This is a genomic window from Diaminobutyricimonas aerilata (genome assembly GCF_002797715.1).
GTDB classification, from domain to species: Bacteria; Actinomycetota; Actinomycetes; order Actinomycetales; family Microbacteriaceae; genus Diaminobutyricimonas; species Diaminobutyricimonas aerilata.
Genome location: NZ_PGFF01000001.1, coordinates 2,921,079 through 2,945,464 on the forward strand (window position 1 = coordinate 2,921,079; position 24,386 = coordinate 2,945,464).

Here is a 24,386-nt window from a genome sequence, read left to right on the forward strand (position 1 = left end):
CCCTCGAAGCATAACCCGCCTTGACATTGGCTGGGAAGCATCGAGTGACGATCCGGTAACGGACCGACGTGGGTGCCGCCCCCGACGGATGCGGCCCCTCGACAGTGTCCGATCAGTGGGCGGCTTCGTACGCCTCGATGACGGCGGTGGGGATGCGGCCGCGCTGGTTGACCTCGTGGCCGTTGTCGGCGGCCCAGGCCCGCACGGCGGCGAGGTTGAGAGGAACACCGCGTCGAGGCCGGGACGACGCGCTGTCGCCGCGCGAACCGCCCGCGGGCCGGGCGGCGTCGATGAACGGCTGCAGAGCAGACTCGAGCTTCGCCCGGTTGGCCTCCGACAGGTCGATCTCGTAGCGCTTGCCGTCGAAGCCGAACGTCACCGTCTCGGCGTCCTCCGACCCGTCGAGGTCATCCGTGATGGTCACAATCGTGCGCTTCGCCATGCGAGCGACCTTACCGCGGAGCGGCACGACGACGGCGGATGCTGCCCCGCGGGGCGGGAACGGCGAAGGGCCGCACCCCATCGGGGTACGGCCCTTCGTGTCCGTTCGGGTTACTCGGCGCCGAGTCGGCGGCGACGCTGGATGTACAGCACCGTCAGCAGACCCAGCAGCAACAACGCGATGCCGACCAGCACGGTCGTGGTGATCACGGCACCGGTCGCGGCGAGGGCGTTGACGACCGTGTTGGTGGTGGAGGTCCGCGGTGCGGGCACCCCGTCCACCGTCAGCGACACCAGCGACCCGTCGACCGCGGCCACGTTGACCAGGTCGGCACCGTCCGCGGCGTTGGCGCGCACGTTCACCGCGTAGGTGATCGTCGCCACATCGCCGGAGTCGAGTGCGCCCGACCAGGTCAGCGTCGTGCCATCCATCACGACTTCACCGGTGTCCGAGGTCGGCACACCCGCGAGGGTCGCGTCATCCAGTACATCGGAGAGGTCATCCGTCATCGCCGCGGGGTCATCCGCCGGCAGGTCCACGGCTCCGGTGTTCGTCACCACGATCGTGTACTGCACGCTGCCACCCTGCGCGACACTCGACCCACTCGCCGTCTTCTCCACCGACAACGCCGGCAGAGCGGATGCGGTCACGGCACACACGGTGCTCGTCTCGCAATCCTCGACGACGGGCGTCTCGGGCTCCACGTCCAGTGGCTGAGCTTGGAACGCGACGTTCCGCAACAGCGCGTTTCCGCCACCCGTCACCTCGACCGTGTAGCTGACCGTGACGGTCTCGCCCGCCAGGAGCGCGCCCGTCCAGTCGAACCGGTCGCCGTGCGAGGTGATCGTGCCGACCTCGGGGGTCGCCGTCGGAGCGGCCACCAGCTCGGTCTCGTCGAGAACGTCCGTCAGGTCGTCCCACACCACGGCCGGGTAGAGGGCGGTGTAGTCGCCATCACCGGTGTTCTCGATCGTGATCTCGTACACCGCCTCATCGCCGATGCGCAGCACCGGATCCTCGGTGGTCACCGCCTTGGTCACCACGAGCTCGGGCACCTCGACGTCGGCAGTGGAGACCGCGTCGGTCGTGAGGACACCGTCGACACCGGAGACGACGGTGGCGGTGTTACCCCAACCACCCGGCTCGGTGCCCTGGTCCTCCGGAAGCACAGCCCGCACCGTCACATCGAACACGTGGAGGGTACTCGGCGCGAGCGGAGTGCCGTCAGCCACGAGCTGCAGCTGAGTCTGGCCATCCCAATCCGCTTCCACCGCCGGACCACCCGCACGCGACGCCGCGGACACGATCGTCACCTCGGCGTCCGCCGGGAAGTCCAACTCATCCCTCAGACCATAGGAGAGGCCCACCGTCGACGGGTTGGATACCGTCATCGTGTACGACAGCAACCACGACCGATCCGGCTGCTGCGTCGGCACACCGTTCAGCTCCTTCGTCACACCCGGATCCCACGCGGTCGCGCACGCGGAGCTGTCGACGGTTGCGATCCCCGTGCTGAGCGACGCGGTGTTGAGGAAGCCGGTGCCGGTCTCGCCGGCGTCGACCGTGCAGTCGCCCGCCGGGTCGTTCCCGGTCACGGATCCCGAGTCGATGATCGCGCGCACCGTGTAGGTGTGCGACCCCGCAGCCGGCAGAAGGATGTCCTCCGAGATCGTGGTCGCGTCAGCACCGTTCCAATCCGGCTCCGCCGTCACACCCGCCGGGAGCGCGACGACCTGCGGCGCCTCGTCGAGCACGATCCCCTCACCCAGGGCGAACTCGTCATCCAACGTGTAGGTGCTCGCCGAGGTCGCGGAGGGGTTCGCCACCGTGACGCGGTACAGCACCTCCCACGTGCCATCGGCCTGCTGATCCTGGGAGAGCACCGACTTCGTCAGCCCCGGCACCGGCACGTCTGGCACATCCGCACACGCCACCGCACCGGACACCCGAGCACCCACGCGGATCTCGGCCTCATTGCGCAGCCCGCCTCCGCCCTGGGCCGGGTCGCACCGGGCGGCATCCAGCGTGCCCGACGGCACGTCGAACCGCACCGTCACCCGGTAGGTGTGGGTCGTCGGCGTGTTCGCGTCGATCGCCTGACCGATGGACCCGCTCGCGAGTTCGAGGGAGTCGACTCCGTCGAAATCGGGGTTGATCGAGGCTCCTGCGGGACCGCTCACCGCCACGTCGACGATGGCGACCTCCTCCGGGAAGCCGAGGGTGTCGGTCAGCTCGTAGGGGATCGAACCCGTCGTCGTGGTCGAGCGGTTCCGCACCGTGATGTCGTACCGCATGGTCCAGGTCCCGGTCGACGCATCCTGCGTGGGAGCACCGACCGTCGTCTTGACCACGCTCGGGTCGTTGATCGGCTCGCAGGCATCAGCCGTTCGCGTGACATCGCCGGAGGTGAGCGTCGCGAGGTTGCGATATCCGGTCCCCGACTCTCCCCCGTCGATCCGGCAGTCCGCCGCCGCGCTCTCGACGTCGAAATCGCCCGGGTCGGCCGTGACCGTGGCCGTGTAGCGGTGGGTCGTCCCCGCCGCCAGCAGGTGATCCGTCGTCACGACGGTCGTCGACCGGCCGTCCCACTCGCTCGTGGGCCCGTCCGACGAGGTCATCACCGCGTCGAGCACCGTCACGCCCTCGGCGAAGCCGAGCTCATCCTCGAGGCTGTACCGCGTGGAGTGGGTCGGGCTCGGGTTGGAGACGTCGATCGTGTAGACGAGCGTCCAGTCGCCGGCTCCGGAGATCGACGACGAGGCCACGCTCTTGCGGATGTCGGGCACCGGCTGGGTGAGCGCGGTCGCGCACGCCGACGCGGTGTCGATCACCGTGTCACTCGAGCCGGAGAGCAGTGTCACCCGGTTCGCATAGCCGCCGTCACCCGCGGGCGGGCACGCGAGCCCGGACGCGGGGGCGGCGCCGGCGCGGGCGTCGAACACGACGGTGACGGAGAACACCCGGATCGCGGGATCAGCGACCGTTCCGGCCGGGATCCGGTCCGGCGCCGTGAGGAGCGCCGTGTCGCCGGTTCCGAAGGCGGGGTTGAGCGCCGCATCCGCGGGCCCCGCGGTGTGGACCGACTCGACGGCGATGCCGGTCGGCACGGTCAACAGGTCGTCGAGGGTGTAGGCGAGAGTCGCCGGCGCCGGGTTCGTGTTCGATACGGTGACCGTGTAGGTCACCTGCCAGGAGCCGTCGGGCAACTGCGAGACCGCACCGGCCGTCTTGTCGACGGCCGGGGCCGCCGGCGCGGCGCACGCCTCTTCGTGGAAGCTGCGACCGTCGGCGAGCGACAGCGTCGCACGATTCGCGAAGCCGGAGGTGACCCCCGCGACGCAGGTGGCGGCCGCTGTGCCGAGGGTGGCCCCGGCGTCGGCGATCACGGTCACCTGGTACGTGTGCTGGCCATCGGCGGGGAGGGTGACCGCCTGAGCGACGGCTCCGGATCCCGCCCACGCGGGCGACGTCAGGACGACCCCCTCGGGCGCGGAGGTCACGGACGCGTCGAGCACCTCGATGCCCGCACCGAAGGCGAGCGCGTCGGCCAGGCTGTACGTCGTCGGTGCCGTCGGGTCGAGGTTCGTCACCACGAGGTCGTACACGGTGGTCCACGTGCCGTCGTCGTTCTGCGTCAGCGACGCCACCCGCTTGAGCAGTGTCGGCGCGAACGTCGCTGTCACGCTCGCGCACGAGTCGCCGTCGTCATCCACGCCGTCGGTGCACACGGATGCGGAGTCGCCGACGAAGACGGTGTTCGTCAGGACGCGGTCGCCGCCGGTGGCGTCGCCGACGTTCACCCGGTAGGTCAGCACGAGCTGCGAGCCCACGTCGAGCGCGCCCGTCCACCGCAGCAGACCCCCGGCATCCGGATCGGCGACGGTTCGCGGGGAGCCGCCGTCGATCCGAATCTCGGCGGAATCGGTCGCGAATGCGGCATCGTCGAGAACCTCGCCGAGGTCATCGACGAGGGCCGCCTCGTCGGTCGCATAGTCCACCGTGCCGTCGTTGGTGAGCGTCACCGTGTACGCCACCGCATCGCCCTGACGCACACCGGCGGGGGCCGCGTCGCTCGACTTGGTGACCGTGAGCCGCTGCAACTCGTCGACGTCGGCGGCCTCGTCGCGGACGGTGGCACTCGAGTCCGCGGGATCCGTCGCGGTCACTGCGGCGGTGTTCTCGACCTGGCCGCGTGCGTCCGCCGCGATGGTCACCGTCACGGCACGCACAGCGGAACTGCCCGGAGCTGCGGAGCCACCGGTTCCACCGGAGTTCGGCGTCGCCGCAGCGGCGAGGTCGAGTGCCGGCCAGGTGACGGTGCCTCCCGTCCCGTCCGGAGCCGCGCCGGTGTGCACTCCGCCGTCCGTCGCGCTGACGAAGACGACATCATCCGGCAGGGTGTCGGTGAGGACGGCCCCGGCGACCGTCTCGCCGACGAGGCCGTTCGTCGCCGTGATCTCGTAGGTCACCGTGTCACCGGGAGTGACGACGTCCCGGCCGTCGGTCTTGCTCAGTTCGAGTGCCGAGTCGAACGGCACGACGGCGAGGCATCCCTCGCTGGTGTTGTTGGCCGGACGCGGGTCGTACATCGCGCCGGCGACCTCACCGGGGACGCACACGGGCCCGTCGGCCGACAGCGGCTTCACGGCGAGGGCGAGAGTGCGCGACGCCCCGATGGCCAAGGTGGTGGTCGTGCCGTCCGGCGCGACGGGTACACAGCTGACGCGCACGGGTCCGTCGAGGGGGAGGCTGCCGCTCGGCGACGCCGTGCACGCCCATCCCTGCGGCGACAGCGAGCGCACCTGGATGCCCGCCGGGATGTCGAGCACCGCGGTGGCCGGCGCGTTCTGCGAACCGCCGTGGTTGATCACGGTGTACGGGAGGACGCCATTGCGGCCCTCCTGCAGCGGCAGTCGATCGGGGACCTGGATCTCGAGATCGGCCTCCGCCGTCACCGCACAGACGGCGGGCGGCTCGGACGGCAGGGTCTGCGCGGTGTCGATCGCGACGGAGTTGCACGCGCGGGCGTCGGCGCTCGAACCGGGGTTGACGGTCGCCGTGTACTCGAAGCGCACCGAAGCGCCCGGTGCCAGGTTGCCCGCGTACTGCGCACGGATCGCTCGCATGCCCGACGCCGTGCTCCCCCACGAGCCGGTCGTGCTGCCGCTGAACACCTCGGGCCTGGGCGGGCTGGTCGACGACGAGTAGCTGAGCGTCAGGCCGCTCGAGATGTTCGAGGCGGAAGCGAGCGTCTCGGCGAAGGTCGACCCGCGCGGCGTCGACGAGGTCGCATCGGAGGTGCCGACGTCGCCGACGTACGGGAGCACGTCGTAGGCCACGACGCCGTTGAGCTGCGTGTTGCCCCCGTTGAGGATCGTGACGCGATAGCGGATGTCGGTGGCCGTCGTCGAGACCGGCACCGGTTTCGAACTGTCACCGACCCAGTTGCATCCGCCCGCCCCATCCGGCAGGCAGATCTCCTTCAGCACCGTGGCCGCCGACGACGAGCCGACGGAGACGGCCTGGGTCGCCGAGGCGAACCACTCGCTGGTCGAACCGTCCTGGTCGACGTCCGGCGCATCCTGAACGCCGCCGTTGAACGTGCCCGTCGTGGAGTCGAAGCTGTGCCGGGAGTCGCCCATCCAGGCGGTCGCCTGGCTACTCGTACCTGCGGTCACGGCGAAGGTCGGGCGAGCGGTCACGCTGAGATCGGGCCAGACGGCGTTCTCGCCGAACACGGTGGTGTCGGGCCAGGTCACGACGACCGCCTCGCGCTGCGCTCCGCCGATGGTGACGGCGCGCGGCGGGGAGATCTGGTATCCCGGACTGACGGTCTGGGTGCCGAAGGTGGCGCTGCCCGGAACGATCGTCCAGCCGACCGGGGCGATGAAGACGTACTGCGGCGTGATGTCCTGATCGTTCGCGATGTTCGCGGTCGATCCGCGGACGGTGAAGGTGACGTCGCGGCCCGGTACCGCCGTGCCGCCGCCCGCGACGACCGCCGCGACGGGGAACGCCGCGGCGAACGTCGGCCTCGCGGCCGCCACCTTCGGGTACTCGCGCAGCTGCACGTTGCGCGAGACCGTCTGGGACGGGGTCACGATCGACGTGTCGGGGTAGGAGATCGACACCGTCGCGGTGTTGGTGCGCACCCCGAGCGGCGCACCGGTCGTCACGCTGTAGTCGAACACCACCTGCCAGGCCGTGCCGGTCGCGGTGTCGGCGGGTCGAAGGTTCCCTCCCGCCACGGACCCGCTGGTGACCGTCGCCGCGGTGTAACGGCATCCGCTCGACCGCTGCCCAGCGGTCAGGGAGACCGTGGTCGCCGTCGTCGTCCCGCTCACCGGGGCGGATGACCCGCACCGATAGGTCCAGTCGATCGTCGGAACCGGGGTGGTCGCGCTCGCCCGGATCGCGTGCACGGGAGCTCCGGGCAGGTCGAGAGTCGAGTCGGCGATGGTGATGTTGCCGGGCGCGTTCCCGGCGTTGTATCCGGTGACGACCCAGCTCTTCGCGTTGTCGGCGAACGCCGCCAGCGGCTGGCCGGGCGTGCACACCCGGTTCCAGTCGTCGCGCCCGCTCGACGGACAGGTCTCGCCCGAGACGTCGGGCGGCACGTTGACCAGACGTGTGGTGCGGTCGGCGGCCGTCGCGTCCGCGGTGCTGTCCTTGCCCGCGTTCAGTCGTCCGAACGGTTCGTAGCAGGTCACCGGGTACGCGGCCGAGGCGTCCGCGGTTTTCGTGGTGCGGAGCGCATCGAGGTAGGTCGCGGTCACCGCGACGGACGGCGTCACCGTCTCGTCGAAGTTGCAGCCGCTGGGGTCGCTCGTGAAGGCACTGGCCGGGTAGTTCAGCACGACGTTGCGCGGGGTGTAGCAGGGGGCGTTCTGGTTCCAGTTGTTCTGCGGGGCGGCCGTCGCGCCCCACCCGCCGGCGGCGCAGTAGGTCGGCGCGTCGACGGTGCCCTCGCTCCAGGTGACGGTCCTCGCTACCGGATCCCACACACCACCGCGGTCGGCGGAGACGAACGTGGCCTCCTCCGGGACCTGCATGGTCACGGTGTAGTTGCCTGCCGCGAAGACGTTCGACCGTCCCACGATGTTGCCCCCGGTGCGCACGAACGAGCCGGTGCTCATCCTCACCTGGTGGCTGATGTTGACGTCGGGCTTGATGGGGCCGGGGTTCGTGATGACGATCGAGGGGGCGGGAACGGTCGAGATCCGCCAGGTGACCGGCGCGGCGTCGGCCTGCGCCGGAGCGACCGCCGTCGATGAGCTGATCGTGACGCCGTTCGCGATCTGGAACCCGTCCGGGAAGATCTGCCCGGGCGCCGCGTTGGCGTTCCTCGCCGGCGTGGTGCTGTACGAGATCGAGAAGGATCCGGATGTGCCCGCCGGCAGCGTGCCGAGGTTGACCGTGCGACCGTTCGCGTCGTCACCCGTCACCGTGCCGCCCGTGGGCGGCGCCGTCCACGTCGAGAAGGTGAGCAGTCTGAGGGGCACAGTCGACGTGATGCCCCACGGGTTCACCTGCGCCGGGTTGAACTGCACCACGGTGTTCTCGCACGCCGCGACGGAGCACACGAAGTTCACGCGGTAGCCGACGTTGGGCTGGTTCCAGGACGCCTCGGTGATCGGTTGCCCCGTGACGTAGTCGATCGGCTCGATCGACACCGACAGCACCCCGTCACCGGCCGCGGCGGCCGGCGACGCGGGCAGCACCCCGATCGCCAGCGCCAGCGCGAGCGCCGGTGGCAGCAGTCGGCGCGCGGCCGTGCCCATTCTTCGTGCCGCTGCGGAGCGTCGCCCCACCGATCGTCGCTGCATGACGAGAACCCCCGGTCGCCTCATTGCTCGATTGCGACGACCGGCTCCCCAGTTGCGGTCGTCGCGAGATCAACGTAGCGAACGCGCGGGTCGCGGAAACGCCTTGCCCCCCGAACTGGGGTCGCGCGCGTTCGCCGACGGGCCGCTCGGTCCCGGGAGCGGACGGATGCCCGGACTCGCGAGCCCGGGCATCCGTCGATCACATCGTGCGATCAGGCCTGTCGCGTCCGACGCCGCTGTGCGACGTACAGGCCGATACCGGCGAGCAGGGCCAGGAGCCCCAGCAGCAGGGTCAGTCGCACCTCGACGCCCGTCGAGACGAGCCCGCCGGTGCCGGGGCCCGCTGCGGCCGGCGGAACGGTGACGACCTCGACCACGGCCTCCGCCTCGGCGGCCGCGACCTCGACATTGCCGACGCCGACCGCGAAGGCCGAGGCGACATTCAGCACCTGACCGGCGGCGGCCTGCTGGGCGGTGATCTGGTACTCCTCCACCGCCGCGCAGTCCACCGAGTCGCCCGGGGCGAGCACGGTCGCGTCGCACACGATCTCGCCGGCCATCGGGTCCACCACCGTCACGTCGCTCAGCGTCGCGGCGGAGGGGTTGGTCACCGTGAAGCTCCACTGGATGCGGTCCGCCGCTGTGGTGCGGCCGTCTCCGTCGACATCGACCGGCGTGCCGGCCTTCGTCAGGGTCAGCGCGAGCTCACCCGTGAACGGCAGCACGAGCTCTGACAGCTCCGACTCGATCGGGTCGGCCGACCCCGGCGCGACACCGGTCGCGGTCGCGCTGTTGGTCAGCTCACCCGCATCCACGTCGGCCTGGGTCACCTCGTAGTCGGCGGTGCAGTCCACGAACTGACCCGGCAGCAGCGAACCGGTCGCGCAATCCACGGCGGAGAGGTCACCGGTGCCGGAGAAGTCCTGCTCGATCACCTCCGCATCCGCGAGCGACACGTTGCCGGTGTTGGTCACCCGGAACCGGTACTCGACCGCATCCCCCGCCGCGGCGTACCCGTCGACGTCCGCCGACTTCACCACCGAGACACCCGGCTCCTGCACGAACGGCAACTGCACACTCGACGGCTCCGACGTGAGCGGACCGCCGGGCGCGACGGCGGTCGCCGTCGCTGTGTTCGACAGCGTGCCCGCATCCACATCGGCCTGCGTGATCGTGTACGTCGCCGAGCAGATCACCTGGTCACCGGGGTCGAGCGCGCCCGCGCCGGCGGCACACACCACATCCGACAGCGCGCCGGAACCGGTGAACTCGACCTCGTCGATCGCGACGTCGTCCAGCGTCACGTTGCCGGTGTTGGTCACGACGAAGGAGTAGGTGACCTCCTGATCGACCACGAGGTCCGTCGGCGTCGCCGACTTCACCACCGACAGCGCTGGCGCCGCACCGATCACGAGGGACGCGCTCGAGGCCTCGCTCGACACCGGCGCATCCGTCGGCGTCGTCGCGACGGCGACGGCCGTGTTGTCGATCCGTCCCGCGTTGACGTCGGGCTGCGTCACCTCGTACGACGCGGTGCAGATCACGGACGCGCCGGGTGCGAGTACCCCGTCGGCGCATTCGGCCACCACGTCAGCACCGGTACCGGTGAACGCCGTCTCGTCGATCGCGACATCCGACAGCGTGACGTTGCCGGTGTTGGTCACGAGGAACAAGTACGACACCGTGTCACCAGCCGAGTCGATCACCGCGTCGCCCGCCGACTTCACGAGCGTGAGCGCCGGAAGCGCCTGCGCCGTGACCGTCGCGGTCGAAGCGTTCGACACGGGCCCTTCGACACCGGCGGGAGCGGTAGCGGCGGCGGTCGCGGTGTTCGTCACGATTCCTGCGTCGAGGTCCGCCTGCGTCACCGTGTAGGTCGCCGTGCACGTCACGCTCGCAGCGGGCGCGAGCGTGGCCGCCTCGCTCGGACAGGTGACCGCCGGAGCGATGCCTGTGCCCGTGAATGCCGTCTCGGTGACGCCGACCGCGCTGAGGGTCACGTCGCCCGAGTTCGTCGCGAGGAAGGAGTACGTGATCACGTCCCCGACCGAGTCGACCGTAACCGGGTCCGCCGTCTTCACGAGCGTGAGACCAGCGGTGCGGATCAGCTCGTCCACGTCGTCGTCGGTCGCCGTGAGGACGACTTCGGGAAGGGCCGGGTCGATCGTCGTCACCGTCGCCGTGTTGGCGATCTCGCCGACGGCTTCCGCCGCCTGTACGACGCGCACCGTCACGGTCAGCTGCTGCGTGGAGCCGGCGGCCCCCGCGGCGACGTCACCGTCGGCATCCGGCTGACCGGAGGCGGCGAGCGAAGCGAGGTTCCAGGTGACCGTGCCACCGGCGCGGAGGCCATCGGCATCCGCATCACCCTGACCCTCGATGGAGCCTCCGGCACTGGCGGAGACGAACGCGAGGGTCGGCGGCAGCTCGTCGGTGATGACGATGTCGCTGAGCCCTTCGCCGACGAGCAGGTTCGCCACGTCGATCGTGTAGGTGAACTCCTCACCCATCGCGACGCTGCCGAGTCCGTCATCCTTCGTGAGCCCGACGAGCGTGTCACCCTGCACCACGTCGAAGCATGCCTCGGCGGTGTCGTTCTCCTCGACCGGGTCGGACATGAGACCCGACACGGCGGCTGCGAAGCACGCGCCCTCGCCGACGAGCTCGTCGCTCGGGATCACCGCGGGCAGGTCGAGCGCGTTGGGCTCGTCGATCGCGAGCATGCGCGCCGTGCCCTCCGCCGTCACCGGCTCGCACGAGAGCGTCACCGGCCCGAGCACCGAGCCGTCAGGCTCGACCTCATCAGCGGCGCAGACCCAACCGTCGGGGTCGAGGCTCGTGATGCGGATGCCCGCGGGAACGTCGATCTCGACGGTGGCGGGCGCGTTCGCCGACGGCCCGAGATTGGCCACCGTGAACGGCACCACACCTGGGCGCTCGGCCTGCAGGGGCAGGCGGCTCGGCACCGTGACCGCGAGGTCGGCCTCCTGTGTGGTGGCGCAGACCGGCCGCGGCTCGGCCGGGAGCGTGCTCGCACTGTCGCTCGCGACCGAGTTGCACGCCACGGCGTCCGCCGCCGCGCCCGGCACGACACTGGCGGTGAAGGTGAAGCTCGCCGAAGCACCGGGGGCGAGCGTGCCGGTGAGAGCAGCGCGGATGGAACGCGCGCCATCCGCCGAACCGGTCCAGCCCGTCTCACATCCCGGGTTGGTCGACAGGACCTCCGGACGGCAGGGGTTCGTCGACGCGGAGTAGCTGAGCTCCAGGTTCGGCGACACCGAGGTAACCTCGTTCAGCGTCTCGCCGAAGGTGCTCCCGCGCGGGTCCCCCACGTAGGGCAGCACGTCGTAGCCGACCACGTTCGACAGCGTCTGGTTGCTGCCGTTGCTGAACGTGATGCGGTAGGTGATGTCGGTCGCGTCGGGGTCGACGCCCGCGACGATGTCGGGGTTCGAGACCCACTCGCAGGCACCGTCCTCATCGAGGACGCAGATCTCCTTGACGGTGTCGAGCCGCGAGGTCCCGCTCACGAGGACGGCAGCACTGTTGCCCGCGGCGAACGCCTCGGTCGAGTTGCCGTCGCCGTCGACGTCGGTCGTGTCGACGACCTTGACGTTCCAGGTGGTGGTGTCCGGTTCGTAGGCGTTGCGCGAGTCCCCCGCCCATGCCGTGGCGACGCTGTTGGTGCCAGCGGCCACTGCGGACGTCGGGCTGGCCACGACGTTCATCGTCGGCCAGGTGACGTTCTTGCCGAATGTCGTGCCCGTCGGCCACGAGGCGATGACGGCTTGGCGGGTGACGCCGGCGATCGTCACGTCCTTATAGGTGTAGGCGACACCGGGCGGCACGGAGCCGGCCGGGAACGACGCCGAGTTGGGCACGACCGCCCACCCCACGGGGGCGATGAAGACGTACTGCGGCGAGACGTCGCGGTCGGCCGGGATGTTCGCCGTCCCGCCGCGCACCCCGAACGTCACACGACCACCGGGCACGACCTGGCCACCGCCCTCGACCACTGGAGCGCTGGCGAAGCCGGCACCGAAGGTGGGAGGCGTCACCGGCACCGTCACCGTGGGCCAGTCGCGGAAGTTGGCCGTGGCGGTCGCTTCCATCGGTATGTCGGCGATCTCCGGGTACTCCGGGTAGCTCATGGTCGCCGTCGCCGTGTTCGTCCACGCGACGTCTGTCGGAGCCCCCACAGGGACCTCGTACCGGTAGAGCGTGCGGAACAGCGTTCCCGCGTTCTGGCTGGGAAGGAGGTTCGGGCCGGCGATCGGCCCGGATGTCACCGTGGCGGCGATGATGCGCAGGCCGGCCGGTGCCACGTACTGGGTACCCGTCGCCCTCGCAGGGGTGCCGTCCGAGAGGGTCACGGCGATCGTGGCGGCGGCGCTGGTGTTGATCTGGTAGACGCGGAGTGCCGAGTCGCCGAGGTCGTCGTCGGTGATGACCGCCACACCGGGAACGTTGCCGCGGTTGTAGGTGTCGACCTGCCAGTACTCGAGCTGGGTCGGGTAGGTCGCCACCGCTCCCCCCGGCGTGCAGGTGGTACCCCAGTCGTCGCGACCGGATTCGGGGCACACCAGGCCCGTCGTGTCGGGCGGCACGTTGACGAAACGCTGACCACCGATGATCTGGTCGCTCGTGGTGTCCTTCGTCTGGTTTGCTCGCCCGAACGGAGCGGCGCGGATGACCTGGTTCTCCGACGACGCCGTAACCGTCTTCGTGGTCTGGGCGTCATCGAGGTAGGTGACGGTCGCTTCGATGTCGTTCGTCACCGGGGCGATGAAGTCGGCTCCACCGGCGGCCTCGGGGAAGGCGTCGGCGGGGAAACGCACGGTGACGAAGCGGTTGGCGTAGCCGTTGCCCGTCGACCAGCCGGTGTAGAGCGCGACGCCCCAGCCGCCGGCGGCACGGGGACCGGAACCCGTCCACGTGACCGTGTGCGTCTCAGGATCGTAGACGCCGCCCCCGGTCGCGGAGACGAACTCCGCCTGGTCGGGCAGGGTGTCGACGACGGTGAAGTTCTCGGCGCAGAGATAGGGACCTGTAGCGAGCCAGCGCGCAGCGCCCTGGTTGACGAAGCACCCGTCCGACATCGCGATCCGGTAGGTGTAGTCGGTGTCGGGCCGCGTCGTGGCCGTGAGACCCACCTTGCCGATGGCCGGCGTGGGGATCTGGATGTTCCAGGTCACGGGCGACGCTACGGCCGTCGCATCCGCGGTCGCGTTGGGCGACGAGATGGTGGCGGACCGCTCGATCTGATACCCGGGCGGGAAGTACGCCGCCTCCAGCGGGTTCGGGGCGCTTCCACCGGTGTACCGGATGTACTGCACCTGGAATGTTGCCGACGTGCCCGCGGGCAGAGTGCCGAGGTTCACGGTGATGCCAGCGGTCTCGCTGTTGGTGATGGTCGCGCCACCACCGGCCGGCGGCGTCCACGTCTCGTAGTGGTGCAGGCGGAACTGACCGTAGGTGGGGTCGGTCGCAACCGCGGGCAGCGTGACGACGGCGTCGGTGCACTCGGCGACGGAACACGAATATCCGATGCGGTAGGCGAGCCGGTCGTTGTGCTGGTTGAACGCCGTCTCGGTGATGACCTCGCCTGTGGTCGGGTTGACCGGCGTGATCTCGATCGACAACTCAGCGGGACCGACCGCTTGCGCGGGAAGACCCCCGGCCAGAGTGAGTGCAGCGGTGGCGATGACCGTCGCGATCGCCAATCCCATTCGACCGCGTCGTCGCGTTCCTGTTCGTGCTGTGTGTCCCATGGCGATGTTTCCCCTCGTGCCTCGACATGGGGCTCGAGCCGGTGGCCGGACGCGACCCCTCGCGACCCGGCATACATCCGGCTTTCCCCCCCGGCGTCGGTCGAGCTGCACTCGCGACGCGCTTTCACTCTCAGGTGTGCCGACCGCCCCGTCGGATGAGGGTCCCGGATTTCACCCTGTGTTTCACCCGGTTCACCCGATCGACCGCACGCGCCAAGCGAGCGCCGCAGACAGGAGTGCGGCGAGGATCGCGGATGCGAACAGCGCCTGATATCCGCCGCTCACCACGACGATTCCACCCGCCGCGAGCGGCGCGAGCGCTTGTGCGCCGTTGATGGCGGTGTTGGCCAGCCCCAGGTCGCGCCCGGGTCGACGGTCGCCGCCGGGAAGCACTTCGCTGATCAAGGCACCGGCGACAGCCAGGTGCATTCCGAGTGCAACACCCTGCAGGAACGCATACGCGAACATGACGGGCAGCACCGGAGCGACGATCGGCAGCAGGAGGGCCGCGGCGAAGATCACGCTGCTGACGACGAGCAGCACCCGGCGCCGCCCGCTTCGGTCACTCCACCATCCGGAGATCGCGGCTGTGACGATGAGCCCGACGAGGCCGGTGGCCGTGAGCGCGCCGACGTACAGCGGCGCCTCCCCCTCCGGCACCCGCACATGGTCGTCGAGGATGTAGAGCAGATAGGTGCTCACTGCCTGTTGTCCGAAGGTGAACGCGAAACGGGCCCCGAGGGCCCACGCGAAGTCGCCGCCCGGCGATCGACGCACGCCGCGGCCACCAGCCTCGCGGCCACCTCGAGAGTCGCTGTCGACCGACTCGACGGGACGCCGGAGGGTACCCCGTCGTGGCGCCGATCGAGCCGGTCTCCGCACGCCAACGAAGGCCACGGCACCGACGAGCGCGATCGCGGCGACCAGCGCGAAACCGAGCTCGACCCTGCTCGCGAGCGATCCCGCGATGACGGCTCCGATCGCCGTGCCGACCGCGACGCTTGCCGCGAGCGCACCGCTCGGCCGGCCGCGGCGACCGCGCGGGAACTCGTCGACGACCGCAGCGGAAGCTGTGATGTCGACACCATTGAGTGCGAACTGCGCCGCGGCCCACACCACGCACACGGCGACGATCGTGCCCGTCCATCCCATGAGGGCGACGGCTACCGACCCCACGAGCGCGCTTGCGAGCATCCACCCCGCGCGACTGCCGAGCCGACGGCGGGCACGGTCGCTTGCCGCCCCGAGCAGAGGCTGCGAGAACAGGGTCACGGCGAAGGCGATGGAGGTGGCGGCGCTGAGCGCGGCGACCTTCCCCTGCGGGTCGATGCGTTCGATCTGGGCAGGCAACAGCACCGCCACAACCCCGCCGATCGCCACATAGAGCGAGGTCATCACCATCGCGAGCCGCGGCATGACGGCCCTGCCGGGTGTCGGCTCCGTCATCATCCCCCTTGCACGGTCCGGCTACCGAGTCACGCTCTCGCCGGAAGCCGTTCGATAGAGTCGCCTGACAATGATGGGGGATGTGCAAGGGCGGATTCGATTCGCACCTCGCGTGGCCGGATGGCAGCTCTCTCGCCGGCGCCTCGTCGATCGCATCGAGGAGGGCGTCCGCGACGGGCTGGTGATCGTGCGCGGACCGGCGGGCTGCGGCAAGACGCTCGCCGTGGCGGATTGGGCCGCACACGCCGATCGCGCCGGCGTGTGGGTCTCCCTCCGCGACGACACCGCCTCTCGGTTCGCGCTGTGGGAGCACGTCATCCGATCCGTCGGCGGCGTTCGCGCGGCAGATGCGCTCGCGGCGATCGACGGGCGCAGTGAGCTCCATCTGCATTCGGCGCTCGCGGAGCTCTTCGAGCCGGAACCGCAGACGATCGTGCTCGACGACGGCCAGTTCATCGCCGATTCCGGCGTGTACGACGACATCGCCTGGCTCGTGCGGAGCACGCGGTCGTCCGTCGTGCTGCTCAGTCGCGCGGTCGCTCCGCTCGAATCCGGCGGAGCGGCCGTTCGAATCGGGCCCATGCTCATCGGCGCAGACGAACTGGCGTTCACCCGTGATGAAAGCGCAGCGCTCCTGTCTGCCCGGATCCGCATGCCGGCCGAGTTGCGGGACGCCGTGTACGAGCACCTCGAAGGATGGCCGCTCGCGACGCGTGCCGTCGAGCTGGAGTTCGCCAGGCGCGGCCCGGAGACATCCCTCGAGGATGCCGTCGGTCGTGTGGCAGAGACGGTCATGGCGGAACAGCCGGCCATGCCTGCCTCACTCGCCGACCTGACACTTCTGGCTTTCGCCACGCGCGTCGTCGTGGCGGAGTGGCTGACGCTCGATCTCGCCCAGGCGCTCGCTCCGGATGCCGACGCCACAACGCTGCTGCGGGAGCTGGAGCGCGAAGGTCTCGGATCGTGGAGCGAGAGCTCCTCGGGCGCGGTGTTCCGTTTCCAGCCGTTCGTGCGCACGGCACTCCTGACCCGATCCGAGTCGCACGACCCCGCCGAGCAACGGGCCCTGCGTCGCGCCTACGCCCGCTGGGCCGACGTCGCCGGCCATCCGGTGCTCGCCGGCCGCCAGGCGGTCGCTCTCACCGACTGGGCGTTCCTGGCGCACCTCTCCCAGCGCCATTTCCGGCGGATCATGGTGCTGCACCGCTCGGAGTGGTCCGAGCTCATGGGCGCCGTTCCGTTCGACCAACTGCTGCGACACCCGGTGCTCGGGGCGGTTCTCATCCAACTGCTGAATGCCGACAGCGGGGCGACCGACCGGATGCGCGGGATCGCAACCGTTCTGCTGACCGGTCTGGCACCCCTGCGCGAGCACGGTTCGACGCCGGACCGCATCTGGCGCAACGCCTCCGCCCTGGCAGCCGAGCGGATCTCCGGACGCTATTCCGCCGCCGCGACGACCGCGCAGCGGCTCGCCACCCTCGTCGAGGCGCTCACCCCGCTCGAGATGGACGCAGTCGAGGGTTTCCTTCCGATCCTGCACGTGCATCTCGGCACGACGCGACTCTACGCCGGCGACCTCGTGGGCGCCGTGTCGCACCTCGACGAGGCACTCCGTCTCGAGAACGACTCGCAGTGGGCGCATCTGCATGCGCGGAGCCTGCTGGCGCTCATCGCCGCTCTGCGCGGAGAGCTGCCGCTCGCAGCTCGACATGCGGACGAGGTTGAAGCGCTCATCCGGATCCCCGGGTGGCGGGGCACGTACTCCGCCGCGGGATTCCACCTCGCGCGCGCGCTCATCCACATCGAGGCTTTCGACGGTACGGCCGCCCGGGCGGAACTCGCCCAACTCGAACGCCACTACCACACGATCGAACATTGGCCGCTGATGACAGCGGTCGACGCCCTGACGTCCCTCGTCGACGGCGGTGCAGCGGCTGCTGCCGCGGCGCTTCCCGCCCGCATCCGGAAGCGGTCGCGGCGGTCTCAGACGAGCGCGGTGATGCGCGATCTGCTCGCCGCCACACAGGCGGATCTGCTGCTGGCGGGTGGCGAGTCCGGCGCAGCGGAACGGGCTCTCGGGCACGCCGACCACCGCGACGGCGTCACGGTGGTGCTGGCGGCCGCCCGAACCGCACTCGCGCGCGGCGACGATGCCCGCGCCATCAGCCTCACCGAGCGGCTCGTCGGAGCGGATGGCGCCAGTCCCCGAACGCTCGCGAGCCTGCTGCTCGTGCGCGCGGTCGCTCGCGAGCGGTCGGGACGTGCCGGCGAGGCACTCCTCGCCCTCGAGCAGGCGCTCGACGTGCTCGAGACCCACGACCTGCGGGTGCCGCTTGCGCTCGTGCCCCGCGCGCGCCTCAAGTCGCTCGCCGTCTCCCTGCCGACCGGCCCGAGCAGGCGGCTCCGCGCGCTGCTGGAGGAGACTCCTGCCCTGATCCCCCTCGCATCCGTGTCGACGTCGGCGGCTCGCCTGACGCCCCGTGAGATCGCGGTACTCGAGCAGCTCACCGGCGATGCGAGCGTTCGCCAGATCGCCGACACCCTCTTCGTCTCCCCCAACACCGTGAAATCCCAGCTCCGCAGCCTCTACCGCAAGCTCGGAGTGTCCACCCGGGAGGAGGCCGTCTCCGTCGCCTCCGCTTCCGGACTCCTCCGCGAGGACTGACTGCACGACGACGAAGGGCCGCACCCCTCTCGGGATGCGGCCCTTCGTTGATCTCGATACGGCGCTGGGCGCCTACTCGATCAGCGGGGTGTTACTTGACGATCTTCGTGACCTTGCCGGCACCCACGGTGCGGCCACCCTCACGGATGGCGAAGCCGAGGCCCTCCTCCATGGCGATCGGCTGGATGAGCTCGACCGTCATGTCGGTGGTGTCGCCGGGCATGACCATCTCGGTGCCCTCGGGCAGCGTGATGACGCCGGTGACGTCGGTGGTGCGGAAGTAGAACTGCGGACGGTAGTTCGCGTAGAACGGGTTGTGACGCCCACCCTCATCCTTGGACAGGATGTACGCGGTGCCCTCGAACTGGGTGTGCGGCGTGACCGAACCCGGCTTGACGACGACCTGACCGCGCTCCACGTCCTCGCGCTTGGTGCCGCGGAGGAGCAGACCACAGTTCTCGCCGGCCCAGGCCTCGTCGAGCTGCTTGTGGAACATCTCGATACCCGTGACGGTGGTCTTCTGGGTCGGGCGGATGCCGACGATCTCGACGTCCGAGTTGATGGCCAGCGTGCCACGCTCGGCGCGGCCCGTGACGACGGTTCCACGACCGGTGATCGTGAAGACGTCCTCGATCGGCATCAGGAACGGCTTGTCCTTGTCGCGCACCGGGTCCGGGATCGACTCGTCGACGGCCTCCATGAGCTCGACGATGGACTGGGTCCACTTCTCGTCACCCTCGAGGGCCTTGAGGCCCGAGACGCGCACGACGGGAGCGTTGTCGCCGTCGAAGTCCTGGCTCGAGAGCAGCTCGCGAACCTCGAGCTCGACGAGCTCCAGGATCTCCTCGTCGTCGACCATGTCCGACTTGTTGAGCGCGACGAGCAGGTAGGGCACGCCGACCTGCTTGGCGAGCAGCACGTGCTCACGCGTCTGAGCCATCGGGCCGTCGGTCGCCGCGACCACGAGGATCGCGCCGTCCATCTGAGCGGCACCGGTGATCATGTTCTTGATGTAGTCGGCGTGACCCGGGGCGTCGACGTGCGCGTAGTGGCGCTTCGGCGTCTCGTACTCGACGTGCGAGATGTTGATCGTGATGCCGCGCTGGCGCTCCTCGGGAGCCGAGTCGATCGACGCGAAGTCGCGCTGCACGTTCGTGGCCGACGGGTACTTGTCGGCGAGCACCTTCGAGATCGCCGCGGTGAGCGTGGTCTTGCCGTGGTCGACGTGACCGATCGTTCCGATGTTGACGTGCGGCTTGGTCCGCTCGAACTTGGCCTTAGCCACTGTGGGTCCTCCTCAGGACTCGTTCTGCAGGCATCCGGATGGATTCCGGATGCTCTGCGGGTTTGTGTGTACCTATGTTACTTACGTTCCGAGACAGGGAGCCTGCCCCGTGGGGCGGCGGACCGCTTGCGGCGGTCCGCCGGGCGATCACTCGCCCTTGCTCTTCTGCACGATCTCGTCCGCGACGTTCTTGGGAACCTCGGCGTACGTCTCGAACTGCATCGAGTAGACGGCGCGCCCCGAGGTCTTCGACCGCAGGTCACCGACGTATCCGAACATCTCGGACAGCGGCACGTTCGCCCGCACGACCTTGACGCCCGTGGCATCCTCCATCGACTGGATCTGACCGCGACGCGAGTTCAGGTCGCCGATGACGTCGCCCATGTACTCCTCGGGCGTACGCACCTCGACGGCCATGATCGGCTCGAGCAGCACGGGGCTGGCCTTACGGGCAGCCTCCTTGTACGCCATCGAACCGGCGATCTTGAACGCCATCTCCGACGAGTCCACATCGTGGTACTGGCCGTCGAGCAGCGACGCCTTCACACCCACGGTCGGGAAGCCGGCGAGCACGCCCACCTGCATCGCGTCCTGGATGCCCGCGTCGACCGAGGGGATGTACTCGCGCGGGATGCGACCACCGGTGACCGAGTTCACGAACTCGTAAACCGTGTCGGCCGTGACCTCCATCGGCTCGAGCTTGATCTGCACCTTGGCGAACTGACCCGAACCACCGGTCTGCTTCTTGTGGGTGTAGTCGTACTTCTCGACCGTCTTGCGGATGGTCTCGCGGTACGCCACCTGCGGCTTGCCGACGTTCGCCTCGACCTTGAACTCCCGCTTCATGCGGTCGACCAGGATGTCGAGGTGGAGCTCGCCCATGCCCTTGATGATGGTCTGGCCGGTCTCCTGGTTCTGCTCGGTGCGGAACGTCGGGTCCTCTTCGGCGAGCTTCTGGATGGCCGTGCCGAGCTTCTCCTGGTCGGCCTTCGTCTTCGGCTCGATGGCGACCTCGATGACGGGCTCCGGGAAGGTCATCGACTCGAGGATGACCTGCGAGTTCGGGTCGGAGAGGGTGTCACCGGTCGTGGTGTCCTTGAGGCCGATCACCGCGTAGATGTGGCCCGCGGTGACGCTGTCGACCGGGTTCTCCTTGTTGGCGTGCATCTGGAAGATCTTGCCGATGCGCTCCTTCTTGCCCTTGGTCGAGTTGATGACCTGGGCGCCCGACTCGATGGTGCCCGAGTACACGCGCACGTAGGTGAGTCGACCGAAGAACGGGTGCACCGCGATCTTGAACGCGAGGGCCGAGAACGGCTCGGTCGCGTCGGCGTGACGCTCGATGACCTTCTCCTCGTCGCGCACGTCGTGACCCTGCACGGCAGGCACGTCCAGCGGGCTGGGGAGGTAGTCCACGACCGCGTCGAGCATCGGCTGCACGCCGCGGTTCTTGAACGCCGAGCCACAGAAGACCGGGTAGATCTCGCTGTTGACGGTGAGCTTGCGCACGGCCGCCTTGATCTCGTCGGACGAGATCTCCTCGCCGCCGAAGAACTTCTCGAGCAGCGCGTCGTCGGTCTCGGCGACGGTCTCGAGCAGCTTCTGGCGGTACTCCTCGGCGCGCTCCTGGAGGTCGGCCGGGATCTCCTCGATCTCGTACTTCGCACCCATCGCGACGTCACCCTTGGCGTCGCCGCGCCAGGTGAGCGCACGCATCTCGACCAGGTCGACGACACCCTCGAAGCTCGACTCCGAACCGATCGGGAGCTGCATCACGAGGGGCTTCGCGCCGAGGCGCTTGATGATCGTGTCGACGGTGAAGTAGAAGTCCGCGCCGAGCTTGTCCATCTTGTTGACGAAGCAGATGCGGGGCACGTCGTACTTGTCGGCCTGACGCCAGACCGTCTCGGACTGGGGTTCGACGCCCTCCTTGCCGTCGAAGACGGCGACGGCACCGTCGAGCACGCGGAGCGAACGCTCGACCTCGACCGTGAAGTCCACGTGACCGGGGGTGTCGATGATGTTGATCTGGTGGTTGTTCCAGAAGCACGTCGTGGCGGCCGACGTGATGGTGATGCCGCGCTCCTGCTCCTGCGCCATCCAGTCCATCGTCGCGGCGCCGTCGTGCACCTCACCGATCTTGTGGGTGATGCCCGTGTAGAACAGGATGCGCTCGGTGGTGGTGGTCTTGCCGGCATCGATGTGAGCCATGATGCCGATGTTGCGGACCTTGTTCAGGTCGGTGAGCACGTCGAGTGCCACGGGGGTTCCTTCTTTCGGGAGTTGTCACTGGACGCGCAACGAGCGGCGCACAGGGCGCCGCTCGAGCGCGGAGTGGGAGTGCGTGTTACCAGCGGTAGTGCGCGAAGGCCTTGTTCGACTCGGCCATCTTGTGCGTGTCCTCGCGGCGCTTGACCGCGGCACCGAGGCCGTTCGACGCGTCGAGGATCTCGTTGGTGAGGCGCTCGGTCATGGTCTTCTCGCGGCGGGCCTTGGCGTAGCTGGTGAGCCAACGCAGCGCGAGCGTGTTCGCGCGGTGCGGCTTGACCTCGACCGGCACCTGGTAGGTCGAACCACCGACGCGACGGCTCTTGACCTCGAGCGTGGGGCGCACGTTGTCGAGCGCCTTCTTCAGCGTGACGACCGCATCCTGACCGTTCTTGGCCGCGACGCCCTCGAGCGCGCCGTAGACGATGCGCTCGGCGAGACCCTTCTTGCCGTCGAGCAGGATCTTGTTGACGAGCTGGCTGACGATCGGAGCGCTGTAGACCGGGTCGGCGACGACGGGGCGCTTCGGGGCGGGACCCTTGCGGGGCATTACTTCTTCTCCATCTTCGCGCCGTAGCGGCTGCGAGCCTGCTTGCGGTTCTTCACGGCCTGGGTGTCCAGAGCGCCGCGGATGATCTTGTAGCGCACACCGGGGAGGTCCTTCACACGACCGCCGCGCACGAGCACCATCGAGTGCTCCTGCAGGTTGTGGCCCTCACCGGGGATGTAGGCGGTCACCTCGGTGCCGTTCGACAGCTTGACGCGGGCGACCTTGCGCAGAGCCGAGTTCGGCTTCTTCGGGGTCGTGGTGTACACACGGGTGCACACGCCGCGCTGCTGGGGGTTGGCCTTCAGGGCGGGGGCCTTGGTCTTGGAGACCTTGGCGCTGCGTCCCTTTCGGACCAACTGCTGAATCGTTGGCACTGGACTTGCTCCTTGTGGGTTGTACTGCCGGTCTTTTCTGCACTACCGACCTCGCCGCGCAAAGCGGGCGTGTCGGGTTCGTCTGGTTCCTACCGGCGGTACACAATGCTTCTCGTACTGCTGGTCGGCACGGCGGTGGGGATCGAGGCCGATCCGACTTCGCCGGGAATCGGGCGCGCGTCAAAGCGCACACCGCAGAAATACTAGCCTCTGCGGTCAGGCCGGTCAAATGGTCCGGAGCCCGACACGAAGGTCATCCGCCGACGCCGCCCGGGCATTCCCCGAGCGGCGTCGATGCATCCGGTGCGCGATCACGCCGGACGGTACCCGTTCCGCTCACGTTCGACGCGCACCTGCTCGCGTTCGCGCTCGAAGTCCTCGCGCGCCTCCGCGTTGCGGGCCTTCACCCGGCGACCGCGGGCGGCGATCGCGGCGCCGATCCACAGCGAGACCTCGCGGGCGACGAGGCCGGCCACGATCACGATGGGGCTCGTCAGGTAGCCGACGAGGAAGCGCTGGGCCTCGACCGGGGTCATCTGCACGACGCCCTGCAGCACGAGCAGCACGCCCACCGTGCCGAGGTAGGTGAGCAACCCGACGAAGAGGCTGCCGACCACGTAGGCCCACCATCCGCCGCGGTTGACGATCAGCACGAGCAGCACGAAGGCGATGGCGAACACCACGACCGGGATGTAGAAGCCCGGCTGGGCGAGGAACCGCACGCTCACGTCGCCGAACGCGGTGCCACGGATGAGCACCGACAGCGCGGCGTAGAGCACGGCGAAGAGCAGGGTCGACAGCAGCGCGAGCAGCACGCCGAAGCCGCGGTTGCCCTTGCGCTTCGGCGGGGTCGGTTCGGAGACGTAGACCACCTGGCGCTGCGGGGCGTGGGCGGCATCCGGGTCGGCGACCGGCGGCACGTCGTGGCGGGCGGTCTCCGGGGCGGCGGCCGGGTACACGGCGGTCGCCTGCGGCGCGGTGAGCTCGTCGGCGGTGCGACCGTCGGGCAGGGTCGGTGCCGCGGTCGTGTCGGCCGCCGCGGTCGTGGCGGCCGCACCGGGGTCGGTCGTCGGTACGACGGGTTCCGTGGGCTTCTGCGCGACGGGCTCCGCGTCGACGCGCGCCTCGACGGGCACGTCGGGCGCGGTCGGGTCTTCGACGGGACGGTCCGCGGTGTACGCCGTCGCGACCGCGGTCGGTTCCGCGGGACGCTCGGGCTGCGGCGGCTCGACGAGCTCCGGCGCTCCGGCGCGGTCGTCGCCGCCGACCGTGACGGTGGTGTCGTCGGTCTGAGCGGACTCGGCACCGTGCTGGTAGCTCGCGGGCTGGGTCGGCGGGAGGCCGGCGGGGGGTTCGGCCGTGGGCGGCAGGTCGGAGAACGGCCGCTCCTCGCCGGGCGCCTCGGGGTCGAGCGCGTTGCCGACGGGCACCGCCTCCTCGCGCTCGACGAAGGTCTCGTCGGCGCCCTCCTCGCGCTCGACGAACGCGCCGCGCTCGGCGGGCTGGGCGGGCACGTGGTCGACGGGCGCGTCCGCGGCGCGGGCGTCGTCGACGCTCACGGGCTCGGCGCCGACGGGCTCGCGTCGCTCGTCCACGGGCGCGTCGCTCTCCGCGCCGCCCTGAGCGTCCGCCGTCGTGGCGTCGCCGTCGATGTCGCGCCGATCCTCCGGCACCGCGTCGGGGTGAATTCTGTCGCTCATGGGCGCCTCCTCGCGGTCTTCCGGCCGGTTGTGCTGGAAGTCTACTGAAGCCCGGC

General features: G+C 69.7%; 10 protein-coding genes. 1 reads left to right on the forward strand and 9 read right to left on the reverse strand.

The annotated features are described in order from the left end of the window. Positions 1 to 112 precede the first annotated feature (112 nt). The 4 genes from CLV46_RS13985 to CLV46_RS14000 form a co-directional block, all read right to left on the reverse strand. Positions 113 to 442: a histone-like nucleoid-structuring protein Lsr2 gene (locus tag CLV46_RS13985; RefSeq protein WP_100365343.1), complete on the reverse strand. Its 330-nt coding sequence runs from the start codon at positions 440 to 442 to the stop codon at positions 113 to 115. Positions 443 to 552: 110 nt separating this feature from the next. Further along, positions 553 to 8,223, reverse strand: coding sequence for a DUF7927 domain-containing protein (locus CLV46_RS13990; RefSeq protein WP_100365344.1), 7,671 nt, complete (start codon positions 8,221 to 8,223; stop codon positions 553 to 555). 257 nt (positions 8,224 to 8,480) lie between these two features. Continuing rightward, positions 8,481 to 13,997, reverse strand: coding sequence for a DUF7507 domain-containing protein (locus tag CLV46_RS13995; RefSeq protein WP_100365345.1), 5,517 nt, complete (start codon positions 13,995 to 13,997; stop codon positions 8,481 to 8,483). A 234-nt stretch (positions 13,998 to 14,231) separates the two neighbouring features. Beyond that, on the reverse strand, positions 14,232 to 15,485 hold the full coding sequence (locus CLV46_RS14000; RefSeq protein WP_157802337.1) for an MFS transporter: 1,254 nt from the start codon (positions 15,483 to 15,485) through the stop codon (positions 14,232 to 14,234). A 112-nt stretch (positions 15,486 to 15,597) separates the two neighbouring features. Between CLV46_RS14000 and CLV46_RS14005 the strand changes: the two genes are divergently transcribed. Next, entirely contained in the window at positions 15,598 to 18,153 is a 2,556-nt protein-coding gene (locus CLV46_RS14005) for a LuxR C-terminal-related transcriptional regulator (RefSeq protein WP_157802338.1), read from the forward strand. Between the two features lie 91 nt (positions 18,154 to 18,244). Here the strand turns inward: CLV46_RS14005 and tuf are convergent, their stop codons facing one another. The 5 genes from tuf to CLV46_RS14030 form a co-directional block, all read right to left on the reverse strand. Beyond that, the gene (tuf, locus tag CLV46_RS14010) at positions 18,245 to 19,438 is read right to left on the reverse strand and encodes an elongation factor Tu (RefSeq protein WP_100365348.1); all 1,194 of its coding nucleotides are present in this window, start codon (positions 19,436 to 19,438) and stop codon (positions 18,245 to 18,247) included. Between the two features lie 147 nt (positions 19,439 to 19,585). Further along, entirely contained in the window at positions 19,586 to 21,700 is a 2,115-nt protein-coding gene (gene fusA / locus CLV46_RS14015) for an elongation factor G (protein WP_100365349.1), read from the reverse strand. Positions 21,701 to 21,785: 85 nt separating this feature from the next. Beyond that, complete coding sequence (rpsG, locus tag CLV46_RS14020) at positions 21,786 to 22,256, reverse strand: 30S ribosomal protein S7 (RefSeq protein ID WP_100365350.1); 471 nt, start codon at positions 22,254 to 22,256, stop codon at positions 21,786 to 21,788. Continuing rightward, positions 22,256 to 22,630, reverse strand: a complete 375-nt coding sequence (gene rpsL / locus CLV46_RS14025; RefSeq protein WP_100365351.1) for a 30S ribosomal protein S12 — start codon at positions 22,628 to 22,630, stop codon at positions 22,256 to 22,258. Before rpsL ends, rpsG begins: the two co-directional genes overlap by 1 nt. Before the next feature lie 311 nt (positions 22,631 to 22,941). Then, positions 22,942 to 24,330 (reverse strand): Yip1 family protein, encoded by a 1,389-nt coding sequence (locus CLV46_RS14030; RefSeq protein WP_157802339.1) that lies wholly within the window; start codon positions 24,328 to 24,330, stop codon positions 22,942 to 22,944. Between the last annotated feature and the right edge of the window lie 56 nt (positions 24,331 to 24,386).

What these genes read in the sequence shown, in the direction of transcription:
- CLV46_RS13985 (WP_100365343.1), bottom strand. Translation starts at nt 442, where the DNA reads ATGGCGAAGCGCACGATTGTGACCATCACGGATGACCTCGACGGGTCG.
- CLV46_RS13995 (WP_100365345.1), bottom strand. Translation starts at nt 13,997, where the DNA reads ATGGGATTGGCGATCGCGACGGTCATCGCCACCGCTGCACTCACTCTG.
- rpsG (WP_100365350.1), bottom strand. Translation starts at nt 22,256, where the DNA reads ATGCCCCGCAAGGGTCCCGCCCCGAAGCGCCCCGTCGTCGCCGACCCG.
- CLV46_RS14000 (WP_157802337.1), bottom strand. Translation starts at nt 15,485, where the DNA reads ATGACGGAGCCGACACCCGGCAGGGCCGTCATGCCGCGGCTCGCGATG.
- CLV46_RS13990 (WP_100365344.1), bottom strand. Translation starts at nt 8,223, where the DNA reads ATGGGCACGGCCGCGCGCCGACTGCTGCCACCGGCGCTCGCGCTGGCG.
- CLV46_RS14030 (WP_157802339.1), bottom strand. Translation starts at nt 24,330, where the DNA reads ATGAGCGACAGAATTCACCCCGACGCGGTGCCGGAGGATCGGCGCGAC.